The sequence below is a fragment of the Glaciimonas sp. CA11.2 genome (assembly GCF_034314045.1).
Taxonomy (GTDB): domain Bacteria; phylum Pseudomonadota; class Gammaproteobacteria; order Burkholderiales; family Burkholderiaceae_D; genus Glaciimonas.
In genome coordinates, this window is sequence record NZ_JAVIWL010000001.1 from 4,263,784 (window position 1) to 4,279,255 (window position 15,472).

Here is a 15,472-nt window from a genome sequence, read left to right on the forward strand (position 1 = left end):
AGGCTCCGATTTTCGGGAAGATGGTATTGGAAGAGTATTTCCTCGGCAGAGGTCGGAAGCAAGATTGATAAAGCAATTTTTGTGCTGGAACCGGATGTGGTGGCGCTGTTATTCAATCGTGCGCAGGGCGCACACTAATATTATCGGTTACCGATTGACCAATGCCAAGCTTTGACAGGCATCATCCCATGGCGTTGGCAGGGCTTGATCGGAGGCACTGAGGCTTAGGTTGCTATCGGTGAATTCTTTTCTGACCTTCAGGCGGGTGTCCGCGTATCGAAAAGGAGTTTCCATGCCTGAACTATCGTTCCAGGTGGAAGGCGCGGAGACGGTCCGTTCTGCGGCCACTCCGCTGCTTAATTTCAGACTGTGCATCAACACGGCTATTTCGAGCGTGAGAGTCGCGAATGTCATCCTACAGTGCCACATTCAGATCGAATCGCCACGGCGGCGCTACCGGCCGGGGGAGCAAGAACGGTTGCGAGAATTATTTGGCGATCCCCTGCGTTTCAAACAGGGGCCACATCCACTCCTGTGGACGCATAACACTTTGCTCATACCTGGTTTCGAAGGGAGTTGTATTGCGGACTTGCCGGTTCCATGTAGCTATGATTTCAATGTGGCCGCAGTGAAATTCTTTTATGCGCTTGAAGATGGTGAGGTGCCACTTTTGTTCCAGTTTAGCGGTACGGGTTTTTATCGCGATGAAAATGATCGGCTCCAGATCAGCCGGATTGCCTGGACCAAGGAGGCAACATTTTTGCTGCCCGATTCGGTGTGGCAGGAGATGATGGATCGCTATTATCCCAACGGCACATGGTTGTGTCTGGATCGCGATCAGTTTGATCGGCTTTATCGATATAAGAGGCAGCATGGACTATCGACATGGGAGCAGGCGCTGGATAGTCTATTGGATATCGTTGAAGAGAATGTGCCATGAATGCCTCGTTTATTCATAGCGTTGTAAGCGCCGTGCTTTATGAAGGTTATATGCTTTATCCCTACCGCGCCTCCTCGGTGAAAAACCGGCAGCGCTGGGCCTTCGGGGGCGTTTATCCACACAATTACTGTATGGCTCATGATGGTGCCGATCCATGGATGATTCAGACTCAGTGCCTTGTGCAGGGTGGTCCCGACACGGTACTGACGGTCACGTCAGGGTTCTTGCATTTAACCGCGCGCGAGACGGGAGAATTGAAGCCGCCATTGGTGGAGTGGCCACAGGACGAGCCGCCATATTGTGCGGTTGATGTTCTGACGATCGACGGGCAGCATTTTTATAGCTGGCAGGAAGCGGTTGAGCGCCAGATTAATACCGAACCACTCTGCCTGGATGAGGTGGGTGAATCTGAATATAAGGAGTGGAAAACCCCCTTTGAATTAGCAGGGCATCGCGAATTGGAACCGTTAGGTAATGCGCAAGGTAAAGTGGCAGGTTTATTGGCACGTAACCGCCGATGCATAAACGGCGAAGTAGGAATACGTGCCGAGCGAGTGATCGATAACGTTTTCCGAATCACCGCCAGAATCGCCAATTGGACACCGTTGCCGGATGTGCGTGGTATTAGCCGCGATGCAGCAACGCTGCGAGCGTTAGTCTCGTGTCACCTGATTCTTCGGGTATCGGATGGTCGGTTCGTATCTTCTATTGATCCTCCTGCGGATCTCGCGGTGAATGTAGCAGAGTGTGAAAATATTGGTGTCTGGCCAGTACTAGTTGGTGAGGAAGGGACATTTGATACCATACTGGCCTCGCCGATTATCCTCTACGATTATCCGCAAATCGCACCGTAAAGCTGGGTGACCTTTTCGCTGATCCTAGGCACGATTTGGGATTGGCGCGTATGCCTGGCTATTGATTCCTCTTTGCGGCGGACGAAATTGAACTTATTACCTCGCAGGAAGCAAGGAGATACGCTGCATCCTTATCGCCGGTGGTTGAAAAACGTGTAAAATCATGCTCTCAACTTTAAGGCAAGCGTCTCGCTAGGATTGTCCTTCGTCAGGTGAATTGGCGCAAATGCGGAAATGAAATTAATCTAATTAATTGCTATTGACTTAAAAAAGCAGAGTTGAAAACTAGTAATGTGACCCATTTGATAGTTTGAAGTGGACTGCTTTTGTCACTATCGAACATGAACCCTGATTATTCAGGGCTTTTTTGTTTTTGGAGAGGCCGTTTCCTACAGTGGATTTTAGGATAGTTATTTTCCCGCTATGCTTGATTTCTTTAATAAGGCGCTAAAACAAGTTTCTTTATTTTCTGTTCGTGAAATGAAGGTCAGGTGTAAGGCCTTTGAACGTCGCCTTTGTCATTAATGGAGACTATTTAATTAACATTCCCCGGAAAATGGGAACGTTAATTTTGGCCTTAGAATGCATGTTGAAGTCATTTTTATTCGCTTAATGCTGTCATGCGGTTTATGGACTTGACCCGATAGCCGGACCGAAACTTCGGCAAGCAACCGTTAATGTTCAATTTCATCTTATATATTACATCTGGGAATGGGTATTATGCTCGTCATTACCATAAAGCAAGGCAAGGAAAAAAGCCTGCTAGTTCGTCAGCCTTGGATTTATGCCTCTGCCATTGAGCGCATCGATGGAAAGCCTGGCGAAAATATGCAATTTGGCGCTACAGCGCTGGTACACTCGTCTTCAGGCAAGTTTTTGGCGCGCGCAGCACATAGCCCGAAATCGGAAATTCGCGCGCGAGTCTGGACTTTCGATCAGAACGAATCCGTCGATCATGCATTTATGAAGCGTCGTATCAAAGCAGCTGTTGCGACGCGCAGTCTCGCCAGGGGTGCAAAAAATAGCGCTGCAACCGATGTGGTGCGACTGATATTGGCAGAAAAAGATGGATTACCGGGACTATTGGTGGATTGGTATGGCGGTCGAAACGGCTACCTCATATGCGAATTTCAGGCCGCTGGCGTGGAAGCCTGGAAGGTGCCGATTGTTAAGGCTTTGATGGCCGAAACCGATTGTCCGAATGTCTATGAACGCTCAGATGAGCTTATCCGAAAAGGTGAAGGCTTGCTCAACGTATCCGGTGTCTTGGCGGGGGATGAGCCGCCAGATGAAACTCAATTCACGGAGAATGGTGTGCGTTTTGCTATTGATATAAAGACAGGGAAGAAAAGTAAATACCGGTAAACAGGTGTCGGCTGTGTACTTTGACGCGCATACACCGGTGCAAGTCACACCCTCCTGTGGCGGATGGTGCGAAGAGAGTGAGAAATATTCCTATGCTGAGTGCGTTTTCGTAATTAACCTAGATTCTCCATAATCCGCAGTGTGCTGCTCTCTACCAACTCACCGGCTTGCGCAATCCATGCAATAACGTGTGGAGCCTTAAAATGTTGGTGAAGCAGTTCACGGCTTTCCCACCTTTCAAAGAACACGAAAGTGCGCGGGTCGTCTAAGTCGCGATGGAGGTCATATTGAATAAAACCTGGATCGCGTTGACTTGGTGCTATTAATGCACGCATTGCCGCTTCCATTTTTTTTTCTTGCCCAGGTTTGGCGGTATTGATCGATACGACGGCGATTTGAGACATTTTTTTCCTTTTTTTAAGGTGAGAATCGAACGATACAGCAGGATAGTTTTACGCGCACGAGTGTTGGTAAAAATAGCAAATTCTTCAAGATAGAGAAAGTCTGATATGAGTGATAATGTAACCGCTGTAAGCGCGGAAGACATCCTCCCGGTTGGCATGCTTGCCAATGGACGTGGGCCAGCTAAAGCGATGGAGAGCGTAGCAAAACGTAAAATGAACGTTCCAGGTTGGGAACCGTTCCACTATGAGCAGATTTCTGCAACAGAATTTGAAGTAACCGGCGGTCTTCCCGAGGTTGTTGGTGGTGCAAAAAGGTGGCCGGAACCACATACTACAGTGATTGTTTTAGAAGGCGAATTGACTAAAGAATTACAGTTGAGTACTTCAGTCGAAGCATCGTTTGATGATAAAAAGACTGCCATTACCATCCATCCGAAAGTGACACTTTCGTCCAATGTTGCAGCATCATCTCCTCATACCCAACATACTAAAAGTCAGTCCAGATATATGACTGTTATCTTGCGCATGCCTGATGATGCGGCGGGACATCAACGGATAGTCGAGATGTTAGCGCTGAATAAAAATTTCTTTGGCGCTGACGTCGTAGCGACTGCCTTTCAGGACGATGTTATGGTCAGCAAATCTTTGCAGATAAGCTGATGCCACAGTAATCAACTAAAAAAGTTTGCTTTGATGCTTGCCTTGGCACTCAAAAATAGCGGACGTTCGGTTTTGGTATGGCCAGGACTATCAACATTGCAAAACGTTATTCAAGCCCAGTCCGTGTAGGACCCTTTCGCTTAACTCTGCTGATGTCTGTGAGATGATTTCTTCAGGCACTTTAAATTTTTTGGTAAGCCGCTTATAGCTTTCGAATCCGTACGAAACCATAAACGGATGCATCCCGGAATCGATCGCGGCCAAGAAATCCTTCTCTTCATCACCGCAAATATAGCTACGCGCCGGATTAATATTAAAACGCTCTCTGGCAGCACGAAATTCGACCCTCTTTTCCTCGCGAACCGGAATATGAATAAAAAAATCAAGCGCGTCGAGATCAACGTCGTGGCGGCGGAAAAGTTGTCGCAGCGTTTCTTCTGGCTCGTTGGTGATGTTACGGGTAACTAGTCCGACTATTACGTCGGGCGCAGCGATCAGTGTTCGAATCAGCTCTGCAATATGGGGATAAAGTTGCGCCTCCTCCCGATATACTTCTGTCAACGTTTGAATTATTTGTTTCCGACTTTGTTTGCCGATCTGTTTTTTTATATTCGATGGAAAATCTTTCAACCCGCCCAGATATTTAAAAATATGGCGTCGCTTCTGAAAACTCTCTTCATCACCAATTGCCATATTGTGGTGTGCAAAGGTCTTATCGATTGCGCTAAACGCATCGATCGTGGTGCCATCCGCGTCTAGAATAATGAGTCGCTTGTCATTGTTGTACATACGTTACCCATAAAATGAAAAGGTGGCGATACGGCTTTTATAACTACTATGATTCCGTCCGAACCCTACCTAAACAATATGACGGGAGCGTGACGTGAATAACGCGTGGGGAGGAAGTTGGTATTGTCAGATTGATAGAAGCACGGGAAGAGGGCAAATGCGTAGATATAAAATGCAGTTTTTTATACAGTCAAAAAAACCACGTGCGATGACGTGGTTTTGGGAATGGGCAATGTCTTCAGGTCGTTCAGCTGCCAAACGTATGTATTCTTACTACGAAAGCGAATATCACAATTAACAGCTTGGGGAACCTTTCAACCTTAGCCTATTTACATTTCAGCATTTTCGGATGCCGGTACTTCTGGTTCCATCGATGCCGGTGACGGTTTCATTACACGTTTTTTGCCCATCAGGCCCAAATCAGACCCGGTAATGCCATATTCCTGCATTTTGGTTTTGATTTCCATAATGACATCTGCGAGTTCGACCTGACGGACTTCTTCTGCTTGCAGGCGCAACTGTTCGATTTGTTCTTGAAGTTCTCTGTATGTAGACATTTCTATGGCTTTCTTTCTGCTGTTCAGTGGCGAAGTATACATTAACCACGCGGTTGAGCGAGAGGCTAGATCAAATAACCGAGTAAAATTTCTGTCGTGAAATATCGAATATGTCTGCTTCAAGTAATTAAATTCAATCTTTAGATGGAGGCTTGTCTTTTTTGTTAGATAGAACGGCGTGGCAGTGGCATCAAAAAGGCGAGTGAAATAATCTTAAAATTAAACCTTAAATTCCTTTCGCCCCTCTCCGGCGACTCCCTCTAAAAATACACGATCGCTTTATTTATCTGTCGTTACGATGCTATTAACAAGGTTTTCTATATGATACGATTTTTACTTAGTTTATTGGCTGCTGTAGGACTGCCGTTTGCTCCTGATGTCAGACCCGCCTTGGCTTTTTTACAACGTAAAGAGCAAGATGATGTCGCGCGTGCTCAATACGAGGCCAAAATAGACGCAATCGTTGATGGCTTAGTGCATCGCAGTGTTGCTCGAGGAGACAATACATTAGACTTATTGTTGCTTTCAGGTGGCGGTCAGCACGGTGCCTACGGCATCGGTTTTCTACGTGGATGGCAAAGTCGTAGCAATGGCTCTATGCCTGACTTCGATTTGGTGACAGGAATTAGCACTGGTGGGTTACAGGCACCGTTTGCGTTGTTGGGTACGGCAGAAGCACTATCCCAGGCTGCCGCCTTGTACCGCAACGCCACTACCGATTTCGCTCCGACGTTTGACTGGCTATTTTGGCTAAGACGAACCGGGGGATTAGTCAAGACCGAGCTATATCGACAGATGATTGAGCGCGAGATGAGCGGACGTATGAGTGCGCGATTGCAGGCTCGCTTTTCTGAAGGTAGGCAATTGATCATCGGTACGACAGATTTTGATCTGGGAATTGGCCATCTTTGGGACATCGGCCGAGAATTGGCGGCACCAATAGAGGGGCAACGTCGGGTGCAACAGATACTACTGGCTACGACCGCTATTCCTGGTATTTTCCCTCCGTTAATCTTGGATGATCACCTGCATGCAGATGGCGGTATTGTATCTAACGTACTGCAGGTTTTGGATTTTGATGGTTACCGAAAACTAGCTGCGAGTCTAGTTACTTCTGGCGTAATGCAACCGGTTACTGTGCGTATTTGGATAGTTATAAATATGTGGACATATCCGCGCCCGGTATCAATAGATCCATCCAGTCGTCGGTCCATCGTCCGTCGTAGCAACCTGTTGATGTTTTGGACCCATCAACTCCAATACCTTGCCGGAATGAAAGATATGGTGCGTGCTGTGAACGCCGAATTACCCGGCTTACGACTTGAGATGCGGTACACGTCGATCCCGTCAGAACTTGCAAACGAACCTGGTGCGGCTGATTTATTTAATCAGGAATGGATGACGCGTATCGAAAAATTTGGATTCGAACGCGCCCAAAGTAGCCATCCGTGGGATGAGATAACCACGCCTTATGCCCGTCCAGTGCCCTCAATGTCACAGGAGGAACAGCTTCTCTTTTCAATCTTAGTTCAAAAGAAGTAAGGCAACACACTGGGGTGGGTGTTTTTTTAGTTCATTAAGTTATATTTTTGACTAGTATTTTTCACAATTATTTACTATTGTAAGGGAATAGGTCAGATCTATAGTGGGATCGAAATGCTGATTGAACGTTTTCGTCAAAATGTAGAAGTCGACCTGCGCGATCCCCATAGTACAAATAAAAGGTTGCTCTGGTTACGTGATGGATGTTTTTGGGCCTATACCGCAGAAAGATCGTTAAGTGCGTTGCCGTGGCAATTGCAGGTAAGCCGTAGCTAATTAAAAGGGAGTCTTGGTGCAACCAAGACCACGGTTAACATGTTAACCAAAGGGGAGTGTCGAAAAATGAACCGACTGTCCATATCGTGGATGAACATCGCTGCATTTAATTTAATACTATTATTTTTATCGGGATGCGCTCCCGTGACGCTTAAAACGGTTGATTTACAACCGCTTATTGCCACGACTGGTACAACGGTAAATAGTGGCTCGTTCGGCTTTTGCAGCGGAGAAGGGAAGACTCCCTCGACAACTTTTTCCGCCCCCGCAGAAACAGTCATGGTCGGTTACGATGATTTTTTTAGGGCAGGAAAACCACCTTTTGCTTGCGACGACGTGCGTGTTTCGGTGTTCAGAGGAGGCGTAAAATTTGACGTTAGTCAGTTTGATGCTATTGCTAGCGCTGAATTTTGGCTCGACACCACCAAATCGATCTCACGCAGTGATGGAAAATTAATGGAAACTTCTACCCCAATATCCTATGCGAACAGGCTTTGTATGGGAACCGAAATTTTCTCTTCCAAAATGCTGTGTGATTATTCTATGCTTTTACCGGTAGGCGAAACCATCAGCGTAGTGGTGTCTGATCAGGTACGTGATTGGATAAGTATGCGTCGAAATAATTTTGGATTTGTTCTTACCGGGCCGCGATCCGAGTTCTCTGCGCAAACTCCACCAAGAGATAACGATGCAAAAATAAGCTGGTACAGTAACTTTCGTTTACGCATTACTTATGAACCTGCGCTTAATTTTCGGATGGCGCAGTGATTTACGCAAGGTTTTTAAGGCACGAGATTCGTCCCTATACTTGACCGTAGTTTCAACGCCTAAAGTTGCTCGCCAATAAAAAAACGCCCCAAGGAGCGTTTTTTTAGGCAGAGCAATATAGCAAGACTTATTGAATTTTCGCTTTTGCGCGAAGTTCCTGTTGATATGCTTGCAATTTTTTCTGTTGCAGCGCTTCAGTAATTTGCGGCTTCACTTCTGCCAATGTTGGGATCTTGGCCGGACGTGACTCTTCCAGTTGGATTACGTGATATCCGAATTGGGTTTTGACCGGTGTATCAGTAACTTGACCTGGTTTCAAAGCAACTAGCGCATCCGAGAAAGGTTTGACGAAAGAAACGGGTGTTGCCCAACCTAAATCGCCGCCATTAGCTGCTGAGCCTGGATCTTTTGATTGCTTAGCCAGGTCTTCAAACTTTCCGCCAGCTTTTAACTTAGCGATGATGGCTTTTGCATCTGCTTCATTATCGACCAAAATGTGGCGAGCATGATATTCCTTGTCGCCAGCAGTTGCTTTAAATTTGTCGTATTCGGCTTTGATGTCAGCATCGCTAACTGGGTTTTTCTTGATGTAATCCGATACCAATGCGCGGATCAGGATTGACTGACGGGCGATATCGGCTTGCGCTTTTACATCTGGATTGTTGCCAAGGCCTTGTTTTTCAGCTTGCTGAATCAATACTTCGCGATTGATCAACTCGTCTTTAACCATTGCGCGCAACTGCGGAGAATCAGGTTGACCACCTTGTGCCGCCATTTGCGTAACCATTAAGTCAGCACGTGAAGATGGAATTGCCTTGCCGTTTACTACGGCAACGTTTTGGGCCAAAGCAGGTAATGCAGCTGCAGCAAAAAGAACCACCAACAAGCGAGCAGGTTTAAAAGTCATATTCGAATCCTAAATAGAATGGGGGAGTTGTAGAAGAGTAAAACAGAATATAGCTAGAAATAATGAAGTGTTCAATAAATGTGTAACTAAATTTTATCGTGCAATGATTATTTTCGCGTTTTTAAGCGTCTTTAATCTCCGATGGCGCCAACGCTGTGATCGCCAAAGCATGAATCTTATGTTGCATCATGTCATCCAAACAATCATACACCAGACGATGGCGATTTAACCGATTTTTCCCTTCAAAAACTTCGGAAATAAGCCGAAGGCGGTAATGACTACCACCAGAGGCTGCACCAGCATGGCCGGCATGCATCGCTGATTCATCCTGCAATAGACATTCTGTCGGAGAGAAAGTTGCAATTAATTTTGTACGAATATCATCTAATTGGGTAGTCATTTAGGTTCCTTGATATATTTTGAGAGATAAAGGCTTTGTCCAATGACAAATGCAAACATTAATCCCATACCGCCAAATAACTTGAAGTTAACCCATGTATTGATCGGAAAATTAAAGGCTACGTATAAATTCAGCAAGCCCATAAATATAAAGAACGCGCTCCAGGCGAAACCTACTTTGGCCCAGATTGGTTCAGGTAACGCCATCTGTTTTTCCATCATGGTTCTTATTAAATTTTTACCCATAATCAATTGACTACCTAGCAATGCTGCTGCAAAGCACCAGTATAAAACGGTAGGTTTCCATTTGATAAATGCTTCGTTATGAAAGTAAATGGTGGCGCCACCAAACACGCTAATAATCACTAGCGAAACCCACAGCATCGCATCGACCTTTTTACGGCGCGCGAGTAGATAGCCAATCTGAGCCAAAGTAGCAATGATAGCCACCGCCGTTGCCAATATGATTGGCGCTTGCGTCGCAGTGACAATACCGCCAGACACAAAGCCCGATAGATATTGCGACACCAAAGCCTGGGCGGCATCGGTATGGCCTTCGCCCCACTTAAAAATGCCGAAAAAAAGTATTACAGGGAAAAGGTCAAACAGAAACTTCATGGACTGGGCTTTCTTTCGTTAGTGCGATTGTGCAATTGTGCGAGGCTTTATTTTACTAATTCATATCCAATGCGTAAACACGGGTATATAAATAAGATTAACGGATTATGCCGGATCAAAACGTAATGATGCGGAGTTAATGCAGTATCTTAAGCCAGTTGGCGCTGGTCCATCAGGGAAAACATGTCCTAAATGTGCATCACAGACATTACATAAAATTTCGGTGCGGGTCATGCCGTGAGCGCGGTCAATCCGTTCGCTGACATTTTCTGGATTAATCGCTTTGAAATAACTTGGCCAGCCGCAACCCGAATCGAATTTCGCGTCTGATTCAAACAAAGGTGTGTTGCAGCATACACAGGTATAAATGCCATGTTCGTGGTGATCCCAGAATTTTCCCGTGAAAGCACGTTCAGTGGCGGCTTTTCTTGTAACTTCATATTCCATTGGTTCTAGTGTCGCGCGCCATTCTGCTTCGGTTTTAGTAACTTTTGAGTTGCTCATGATGGACTCCTATTTTAATGGACAGTTTTTGAGTTTTTTTTGATGGCTTTTTTAATTTCCGTACTCATCTGCCGACTCACTGATGAGTCAATTATGTTTAACTTACTCATTTAAGAAGAACAGCTAACTTCTAATCCGTTGGCCCAGTCGGGTGGCAACGCGGCGTAGTCAGCATATTCAGGCTGTTCATCAAATGGCTGCTGTAAAATTTTAAGTAGTTTACGAACCTCGGAATAGTCTTTTTTCTGTGCTTTTTCAATCGCAACTTGCGCTAAATAATTCCGCAGCACGTACTTGGGGTTCGTTTTATGCATTGCAAGACGTCGCACTGCGTCAAGGCTATTTTCTGACTGCAATCTCGCCCTGTATTGAAGCACCCATGCATCAAAACCTGCTCTATCGATAAACAGATCACGCAATAGCATGTCGTTTTCTGGATGCGCGATTTGCAAGTCACCTAAACGGCGGAAAAATAATGTGAAGTCCGTATGGCTACTTTGCATTAATGCAAACATTGCATCAAATAACTTATCGTCTTCTGGCTGAACAGTTAGCAGGCCTAGCTTGGCGTGCAATAAGTCACCATACTTAGCAGTATATTGGTTTTGATAGCCTTTCAACGCATCTTCGGTGTCTTCAACACTTCCAATCAATGGGAGTAATGTCTGGCCGAGTGCATAGCAGTTCCAATGACCGATTTGTGGTTGCATATTGTAAGCATAGCGGCCTTGTTGATCCGTATGGTTGCAGATATGGCGTTGGTCGTAAGCTTCCATGAACCCAAATGGTCCGTAATCAAGTGTTAGTCCTAATATCGACATATTGTCGGTATTCATAACGCCGTGCATAAAACCGACTGCCTGCCACTCGGCCATTAAATGGGCGGTACGCTTGGTCACTTCCGCTAAAAAAGCTTGATATCTATTTTCTTTTGCTGCTAGTTCTGGATAAAATTGTACGATAACGTAATCGGCCAAGATTTTCAGCGATGTATGTTGTTTGTTGTAAAACCAGTGTTCAAACGATCCAAAGCGAACAAAGCTTGGTGCCATGCGCGTTACTACTGCCGTGGTTTCCGGTGTTTCTCGCATCACCAACTGGTCTGATCCGATGACACTTAGTGCGCGCGAGGTTGGAATGCCCAGCGCCGCCATCGCTTCTGAGCAAAGATATTCGCGAATGGATGAGCGCAGTACCGCACGACCGTCTCCCATACGCGAATAAGGCGTCGCTCCAGCCCCTTTGAGTTGCAACTCAATACGGCTAGTAGCGTTATATGATGGGACGTCGCCTAATAATATCGCGCGCCCATCACCCAATTGGCCCGCCCATTGTCCAAACTGGTGCCCTGAATATACGGCGGAAAGTGGCTGTGATGCATCCAATAACTGGTTACCTGAAAAGGTATCAATAAATTGTTTAGAGGGAAATATAGCCGGATCAATACCAATTAACGCTGCGGCGACATCATTGGCATCGACCAGATAAGGTGCCACGATTGGCGTTGGCATTAGGCGCGTATAAAACTCTGGAGGTAAAGCGGCAAATCCATTGCTTAATGAAAGTTTCGGGAATGTTGGCTCGATATTCGGTGCGGCTACGTCATGCATGCGGGTTCCTTGGAAAGCGGAATGTGGTGGCAACCCGTAGTTTGACAGAGATAGCCGATATCGTTGCTAAACACTGTCAATCTAAAAAAGGAGTAATAAGCGACTGACGTTCTTACATCGTCGAAACGCATACTATTTCCGGGCTTTTATTAGCAGTCAATTGACAGGGTTAAGCCATCATCAGCGCAAGAACAGGATGTTAAAGCGTCTTTTAGCTTGTTAAATATTCATGGTCAAAATGAGGCGTAAATAATCGAAATAGGAGTAATTTGTTACCAATAATCTTCGGTGACAAATTGTCCGGGTATTGCTCTGCGGCAGGGGCGCATACCGCGCTGAACCAACATTTCCCGGGTAGCTGTAATCATTTCTGGATTTCCACAAATCATCACGCGCGATGCCTCTACCGTTATTGAGTGACCAGTTACATGCTCGAGCGTGCCATTTTCAAGTAGTGTCGTGATGCGACCATGAAGATGGCGCGGACTCGCCGTTTGCGCGTCACGGGTTGTCGCTCGCACCAACGTCAGACTCGCGCCGCCATCTGCAAGTTCTGTACGTTGTGGCAGGCCTTCCAGCAACGCTTGATAGGCCAGTTCCTCCGTATTTCGTACGCAGTGCACGAGCACTAAATGTCTAAACTTTTTCCATACGACGGGATCTTGCAAAATCGAGATGAACGGCCCCAGACCCGTGCCAGTTGCCAGCATCCAGAGATCTTCTCCATCGACAAAACGATCTGCGGTCATAAACCCATAACTGGATTTTTCGACGAGTATTTTATCTCCCGGCAGTAGCTTTGACAGAAGTGCCGAAAACGGACCATTTGGTACTAGCACCAAATAGAATTCGAGGGTATTTTCTGTCATCGCTGAGGTCAATGAATAGGCGCGGGACACCGTTTCGCCACTCTCCGTCCTGAGGCCTAAGCGCGCAAACTGGCCGGGTGTGAATTGATATGCGGATGGCCGCGTGCATCGAAAGGATAGTAAAGTATCAGTCCAGTGATGCACGCTCGTAATGGTTTCGAGAGTATCTTTTTCGCCGCTAGTAATAGCGCTGTCGGGGATAACGTTTGTCATAATCAGGCACTCGTTTTATCAGTATATCTCCCACAATACACGTTTCATTAGTGATGTGATGACGTTCCACGGATAACGAGATAGTTTTTAACATCGGAGCACATCCAGATAAACGGTTGGTTGCTAATTAAATGTAAAAAATAGGAACAGGCATCGTTTTTTTACCACGCACAAATTGTCAACTGATTCGTTGTCTACCGCAGCGAATCAGTTGCACATCGCCAAATTTTTAAAATAAAAATATCTTTTCAATAGGTGGAAAAAGCGTTCACTAAACTAGATTGAGCTTTTGTAATTGAGTAAAGCAACTAATGTTGGTTCTAATTGAGCGTTATGTCTGCCTCCAAATTTTTACGTTGTTACGTCCCGAATGTTTGGCATCATAGAGTGCTGTATCGGCACGCTGAAGCAATTCGTCAAAGCCGGTGACTGTGTGGTCCATAGCGCTGATCCCGATGCTAATAGTGTATTTAATTTCTGCACCATCGATGATGACCCGTGCAGCTTCGATCTTGTTGCGTAAGCGTTCTGCCAGTTGCAATGCCCCGCCAAGATCTGTTGATGGGAGAAGCGCTGCGAATTCTTCGCCACCGATCCGTGCTACCGTATCGATGTCTCGCATCGTTTCCTTCATCGTGCTTGCCAGATTACACAATATAAGATCACCAGCTGCATGTCCGTACGTATCATTGACTTTCTTGAAATAGTCAGCATCGATGATGATAAGAGTGAGGGGCCGAGGATTTCGATGCCAACGTTTGAACTCTAGCTCTGCTGCCTCGAAAAGCGTACGTCGATTTGCTATGCCAGTTAAATAGTCGCTCGACAGGGCACTTAAGTGTCCAGCCGCATCGTTATTCCGGTCAGTTATATCGCGCAAAATTAAAGCATAACTGAGTTCATCAGGATCCGCTAAAACCATATTTCCTGCACCATCTACTGCAGTATCTTCAATCGGCACAATCATACTGCTGCTCCAGAAGCTTGTCCCGTCAGCCTTGACACGCCAGCCTTCGTTCAGACTCCAGCCGTCTTCATCGGCTTCTTTTAAGTAGTCTGTAATCCGTTCGGGCGAGATGCTACCTTCCTTGTAGAACATAGAGAAGGATTTTCCCACCACGTCTTCGGCAGTAAATTTAGTGACGCGTCCAATACTTGGATTCCATTCGTGGATTTTCCCTTCCTGATCAAGGCTCATTAATGCATAGTCTGTGACGCCCACCGTTATCGCGTTAATCCAAGCCGTGTTGTACTTGAGTTGGCGCTCTTGGGCTATGATCTGCGTCATATCGGTTAGGACTGTCATCAGATGGCTTTCATCCAATTTGATCATGCTTATCCCGAGCATCTTGGGATCTTGTTTTCCGCGAACGCCTGCAGTCAATTGGGCTCTGAAACCCTCACAAATAGATCCTTGTGGTGCTGTAAAATCTGCTGCCATGCGCCGCAATTCTGGGGCAACCGACTCTAAAGCGTTAAATAAATTTGACAGCCCGCCATCTTTCGATAAGGGCATTAATAGCTGGGCTGAGAGTGGATTCATCAGCTCAACCTCGCCCAAGCGGTTAGTTTGCACAAGGCCAACCGGTGCGAGGTAAAGAAACTGCAGTAATGCCTCGTACTCGCTGGCAATGTCTTGCGTACTCCCGTCTTCGCTCATGTTGCGCGTAAAACTAAAATGAATCGGATCAGCACGTCAGGACGCGATAAAAGTCTTAGTTTTACCTTAATAGGGCGCATGCGTAATGTGAGTACGTAATCAATGATGGTATCTAAAGAGGTGGAGGATTCGCGTGCATCTTCGAAGCGCTGGGCAACCATGAAGTTATTCATGCACGGAGCAACATTCGTAAATAAATGTGACCCGATCACGTTTTGAGCCCGCAATCCAGCCAATTTCGATTCAAATAGGTTGTAGCGTTGCACCAGGCCTGCGTCGTCAAATCCAATCACCCCAAAATCCATCTCATCGAGCTCTGTTGTCGACGCGTTAGCAATTATTGACATCAATCCTTCTTGATCGAAGAGCTCTTTGTTTATTTCAAGCATGTTATCTCCCGAGTTTTAAGCAAATATGACATCGACGGCCACGCATATTTGGTTCAAATTACAATTGAAAAATGGTTTTCAGAGCAAGCGTGTTGAAAAAAATAGTAGGTATTCATCGCGGGGCGGGTAACTACAGAGGACAGCACGC

At 46.1% G+C, this 15,472-nt stretch carries 18 protein-coding genes; 6 read left to right on the forward strand and 12 right to left on the reverse strand.

Features of this window, described 5'->3' with window-relative positions:
- Nucleotides 1-147 precede the first annotated feature (147 nt).
- Nucleotides 148-294, reverse strand: coding sequence for a hypothetical protein (locus RGU75_RS18525; protein WP_322238477.1), 147 nt, complete (start codon nucleotides 292-294; stop codon nucleotides 148-150).
- Here RGU75_RS18525 and RGU75_RS18530 point away from each other — a divergent pair.
- The 3 genes from RGU75_RS18530 to RGU75_RS18540 all read left to right on the forward strand — a co-directional run bounded on the left by RGU75_RS18530 (nucleotide 293) and on the right by RGU75_RS18540 (nucleotide 3,159).
- Nucleotides 293-940, forward strand: coding sequence for a DUF6084 family protein (locus RGU75_RS18530; protein ID WP_322238479.1), 648 nt, complete (start codon nucleotides 293-295; stop codon nucleotides 938-940). The two genes, RGU75_RS18525 and RGU75_RS18530, sit on opposite strands and share 2 nt — an antisense overlap.
- On the forward strand, nucleotides 937-1,794 hold the full coding sequence (locus RGU75_RS18535) for a hypothetical protein (RefSeq protein ID WP_322238481.1): 858 nt from the start codon (nucleotides 937-939) through the stop codon (nucleotides 1,792-1,794). The genes RGU75_RS18530 and RGU75_RS18535 overlap by 4 nt, the downstream gene beginning before the upstream one ends.
- Nucleotides 1,795-2,514: 720 nt before the next feature.
- On the forward strand, nucleotides 2,515-3,159 hold the full coding sequence (locus RGU75_RS18540; RefSeq protein WP_322238483.1) for an SAM-dependent methyltransferase: 645 nt from the start codon (nucleotides 2,515-2,517) through the stop codon (nucleotides 3,157-3,159).
- Nucleotides 3,160-3,272: 113 nt separating this feature from the next.
- Here RGU75_RS18540 and RGU75_RS18545 read toward each other — a convergent pair whose 3' ends face one another.
- Nucleotides 3,273-3,563: a putative quinol monooxygenase gene (locus RGU75_RS18545; RefSeq protein ID WP_322238485.1), complete on the reverse strand. Its 291-nt coding sequence runs from the start codon at nucleotides 3,561-3,563 to the stop codon at nucleotides 3,273-3,275.
- Between the two features lie 105 nt (nucleotides 3,564-3,668).
- Between RGU75_RS18545 and RGU75_RS18550 the strand changes: the two genes are divergently transcribed.
- Nucleotides 3,669-4,223: a hypothetical protein gene (locus tag RGU75_RS18550; protein ID WP_322238487.1), complete on the forward strand. Its 555-nt coding sequence runs from the start codon at nucleotides 3,669-3,671 to the stop codon at nucleotides 4,221-4,223.
- 90 nt (nucleotides 4,224-4,313) lie between these two features.
- Here the strand turns inward: RGU75_RS18550 and RGU75_RS18555 are convergent, their stop codons facing one another.
- Both RGU75_RS18555 and RGU75_RS18560 read right to left on the reverse strand, forming a co-directional pair.
- The gene (locus RGU75_RS18555; RefSeq protein ID WP_322238489.1) at nucleotides 4,314-5,012 is read right to left on the reverse strand and encodes an HAD family hydrolase; all 699 of its coding nucleotides are present in this window, start codon (nucleotides 5,010-5,012) and stop codon (nucleotides 4,314-4,316) included.
- A 329-nt stretch (nucleotides 5,013-5,341) separates the two neighbouring features.
- Nucleotides 5,342-5,569, reverse strand: a complete 228-nt coding sequence (locus RGU75_RS18560) for an H-NS histone family protein (protein WP_322238491.1) — start codon at nucleotides 5,567-5,569, stop codon at nucleotides 5,342-5,344.
- A 321-nt stretch (nucleotides 5,570-5,890) separates the two neighbouring features.
- Between RGU75_RS18560 and RGU75_RS18565 the strand changes: the two genes are divergently transcribed.
- Nucleotides 5,891-7,111 carry a patatin-like phospholipase family protein gene (locus RGU75_RS18565; RefSeq protein ID WP_322238493.1) on the forward strand — a complete coding sequence of 407 codons (1,221 nt, stop codon included), beginning with the start codon at nucleotides 5,891-5,893 and terminating at the stop codon, nucleotides 7,109-7,111.
- A gap of 366 nt (nucleotides 7,112-7,477) precedes the next feature.
- A complete protein-coding gene (locus tag RGU75_RS18570; RefSeq protein ID WP_322238495.1) occupies nucleotides 7,478-8,155 on the forward strand; it encodes a hypothetical protein in 678 nt (225 codons plus the stop codon).
- A 127-nt stretch (nucleotides 8,156-8,282) separates the two neighbouring features.
- Here RGU75_RS18570 and RGU75_RS18575 read toward each other — a convergent pair whose 3' ends face one another.
- The 8 genes from RGU75_RS18575 to RGU75_RS18610 all read right to left on the reverse strand — a co-directional run bounded on the left by RGU75_RS18575 (nucleotide 8,283) and on the right by RGU75_RS18610 (nucleotide 15,324).
- Nucleotides 8,283-9,062, reverse strand: a complete 780-nt coding sequence (locus tag RGU75_RS18575; protein WP_322238497.1) for a peptidylprolyl isomerase — start codon at nucleotides 9,060-9,062, stop codon at nucleotides 8,283-8,285.
- Nucleotides 9,063-9,183: 121 nt separating this feature from the next.
- A complete protein-coding gene (locus tag RGU75_RS18580; RefSeq protein ID WP_322238499.1) occupies nucleotides 9,184-9,462 on the reverse strand; it encodes a BolA family protein in 279 nt (92 codons plus the stop codon).
- Nucleotides 9,459-10,079, reverse strand: a complete 621-nt coding sequence (locus RGU75_RS18585) for a septation protein A (RefSeq protein WP_322238501.1) — start codon at nucleotides 10,077-10,079, stop codon at nucleotides 9,459-9,461. Before RGU75_RS18585 ends, RGU75_RS18580 begins: the two co-directional genes overlap by 4 nt.
- A 105-nt stretch (nucleotides 10,080-10,184) precedes the next feature.
- Complete coding sequence (gene msrB / locus RGU75_RS18590; protein ID WP_322238503.1) at nucleotides 10,185-10,583, reverse strand: peptide-methionine (R)-S-oxide reductase MsrB; 399 nt, start codon at nucleotides 10,581-10,583, stop codon at nucleotides 10,185-10,187.
- Between the two features lie 110 nt (nucleotides 10,584-10,693).
- Entirely contained in the window at nucleotides 10,694-12,193 is a 1,500-nt protein-coding gene (locus RGU75_RS18595) for a protein adenylyltransferase SelO (protein ID WP_322238504.1), read from the reverse strand.
- A 272-nt stretch (nucleotides 12,194-12,465) separates the two neighbouring features.
- The gene (locus tag RGU75_RS18600) at nucleotides 12,466-13,275 is read right to left on the reverse strand and encodes a ferredoxin--NADP reductase (protein WP_322238506.1); all 810 of its coding nucleotides are present in this window, start codon (nucleotides 13,273-13,275) and stop codon (nucleotides 12,466-12,468) included.
- Between the two features lie 331 nt (nucleotides 13,276-13,606).
- Nucleotides 13,607-14,935, reverse strand: a complete 1,329-nt coding sequence (locus RGU75_RS18605) for a diguanylate cyclase (protein ID WP_322238508.1) — start codon at nucleotides 14,933-14,935, stop codon at nucleotides 13,607-13,609.
- Nucleotides 14,932-15,324 carry a phosphonate transporter gene (locus tag RGU75_RS18610; protein ID WP_322238510.1) on the reverse strand — a complete coding sequence of 131 codons (393 nt, stop codon included), beginning with the start codon at nucleotides 15,322-15,324 and terminating at the stop codon, nucleotides 14,932-14,934. The genes RGU75_RS18605 and RGU75_RS18610 overlap by 4 nt, the downstream gene beginning before the upstream one ends.
- Nucleotides 15,325-15,472: the final 148 nt, after the last annotated feature.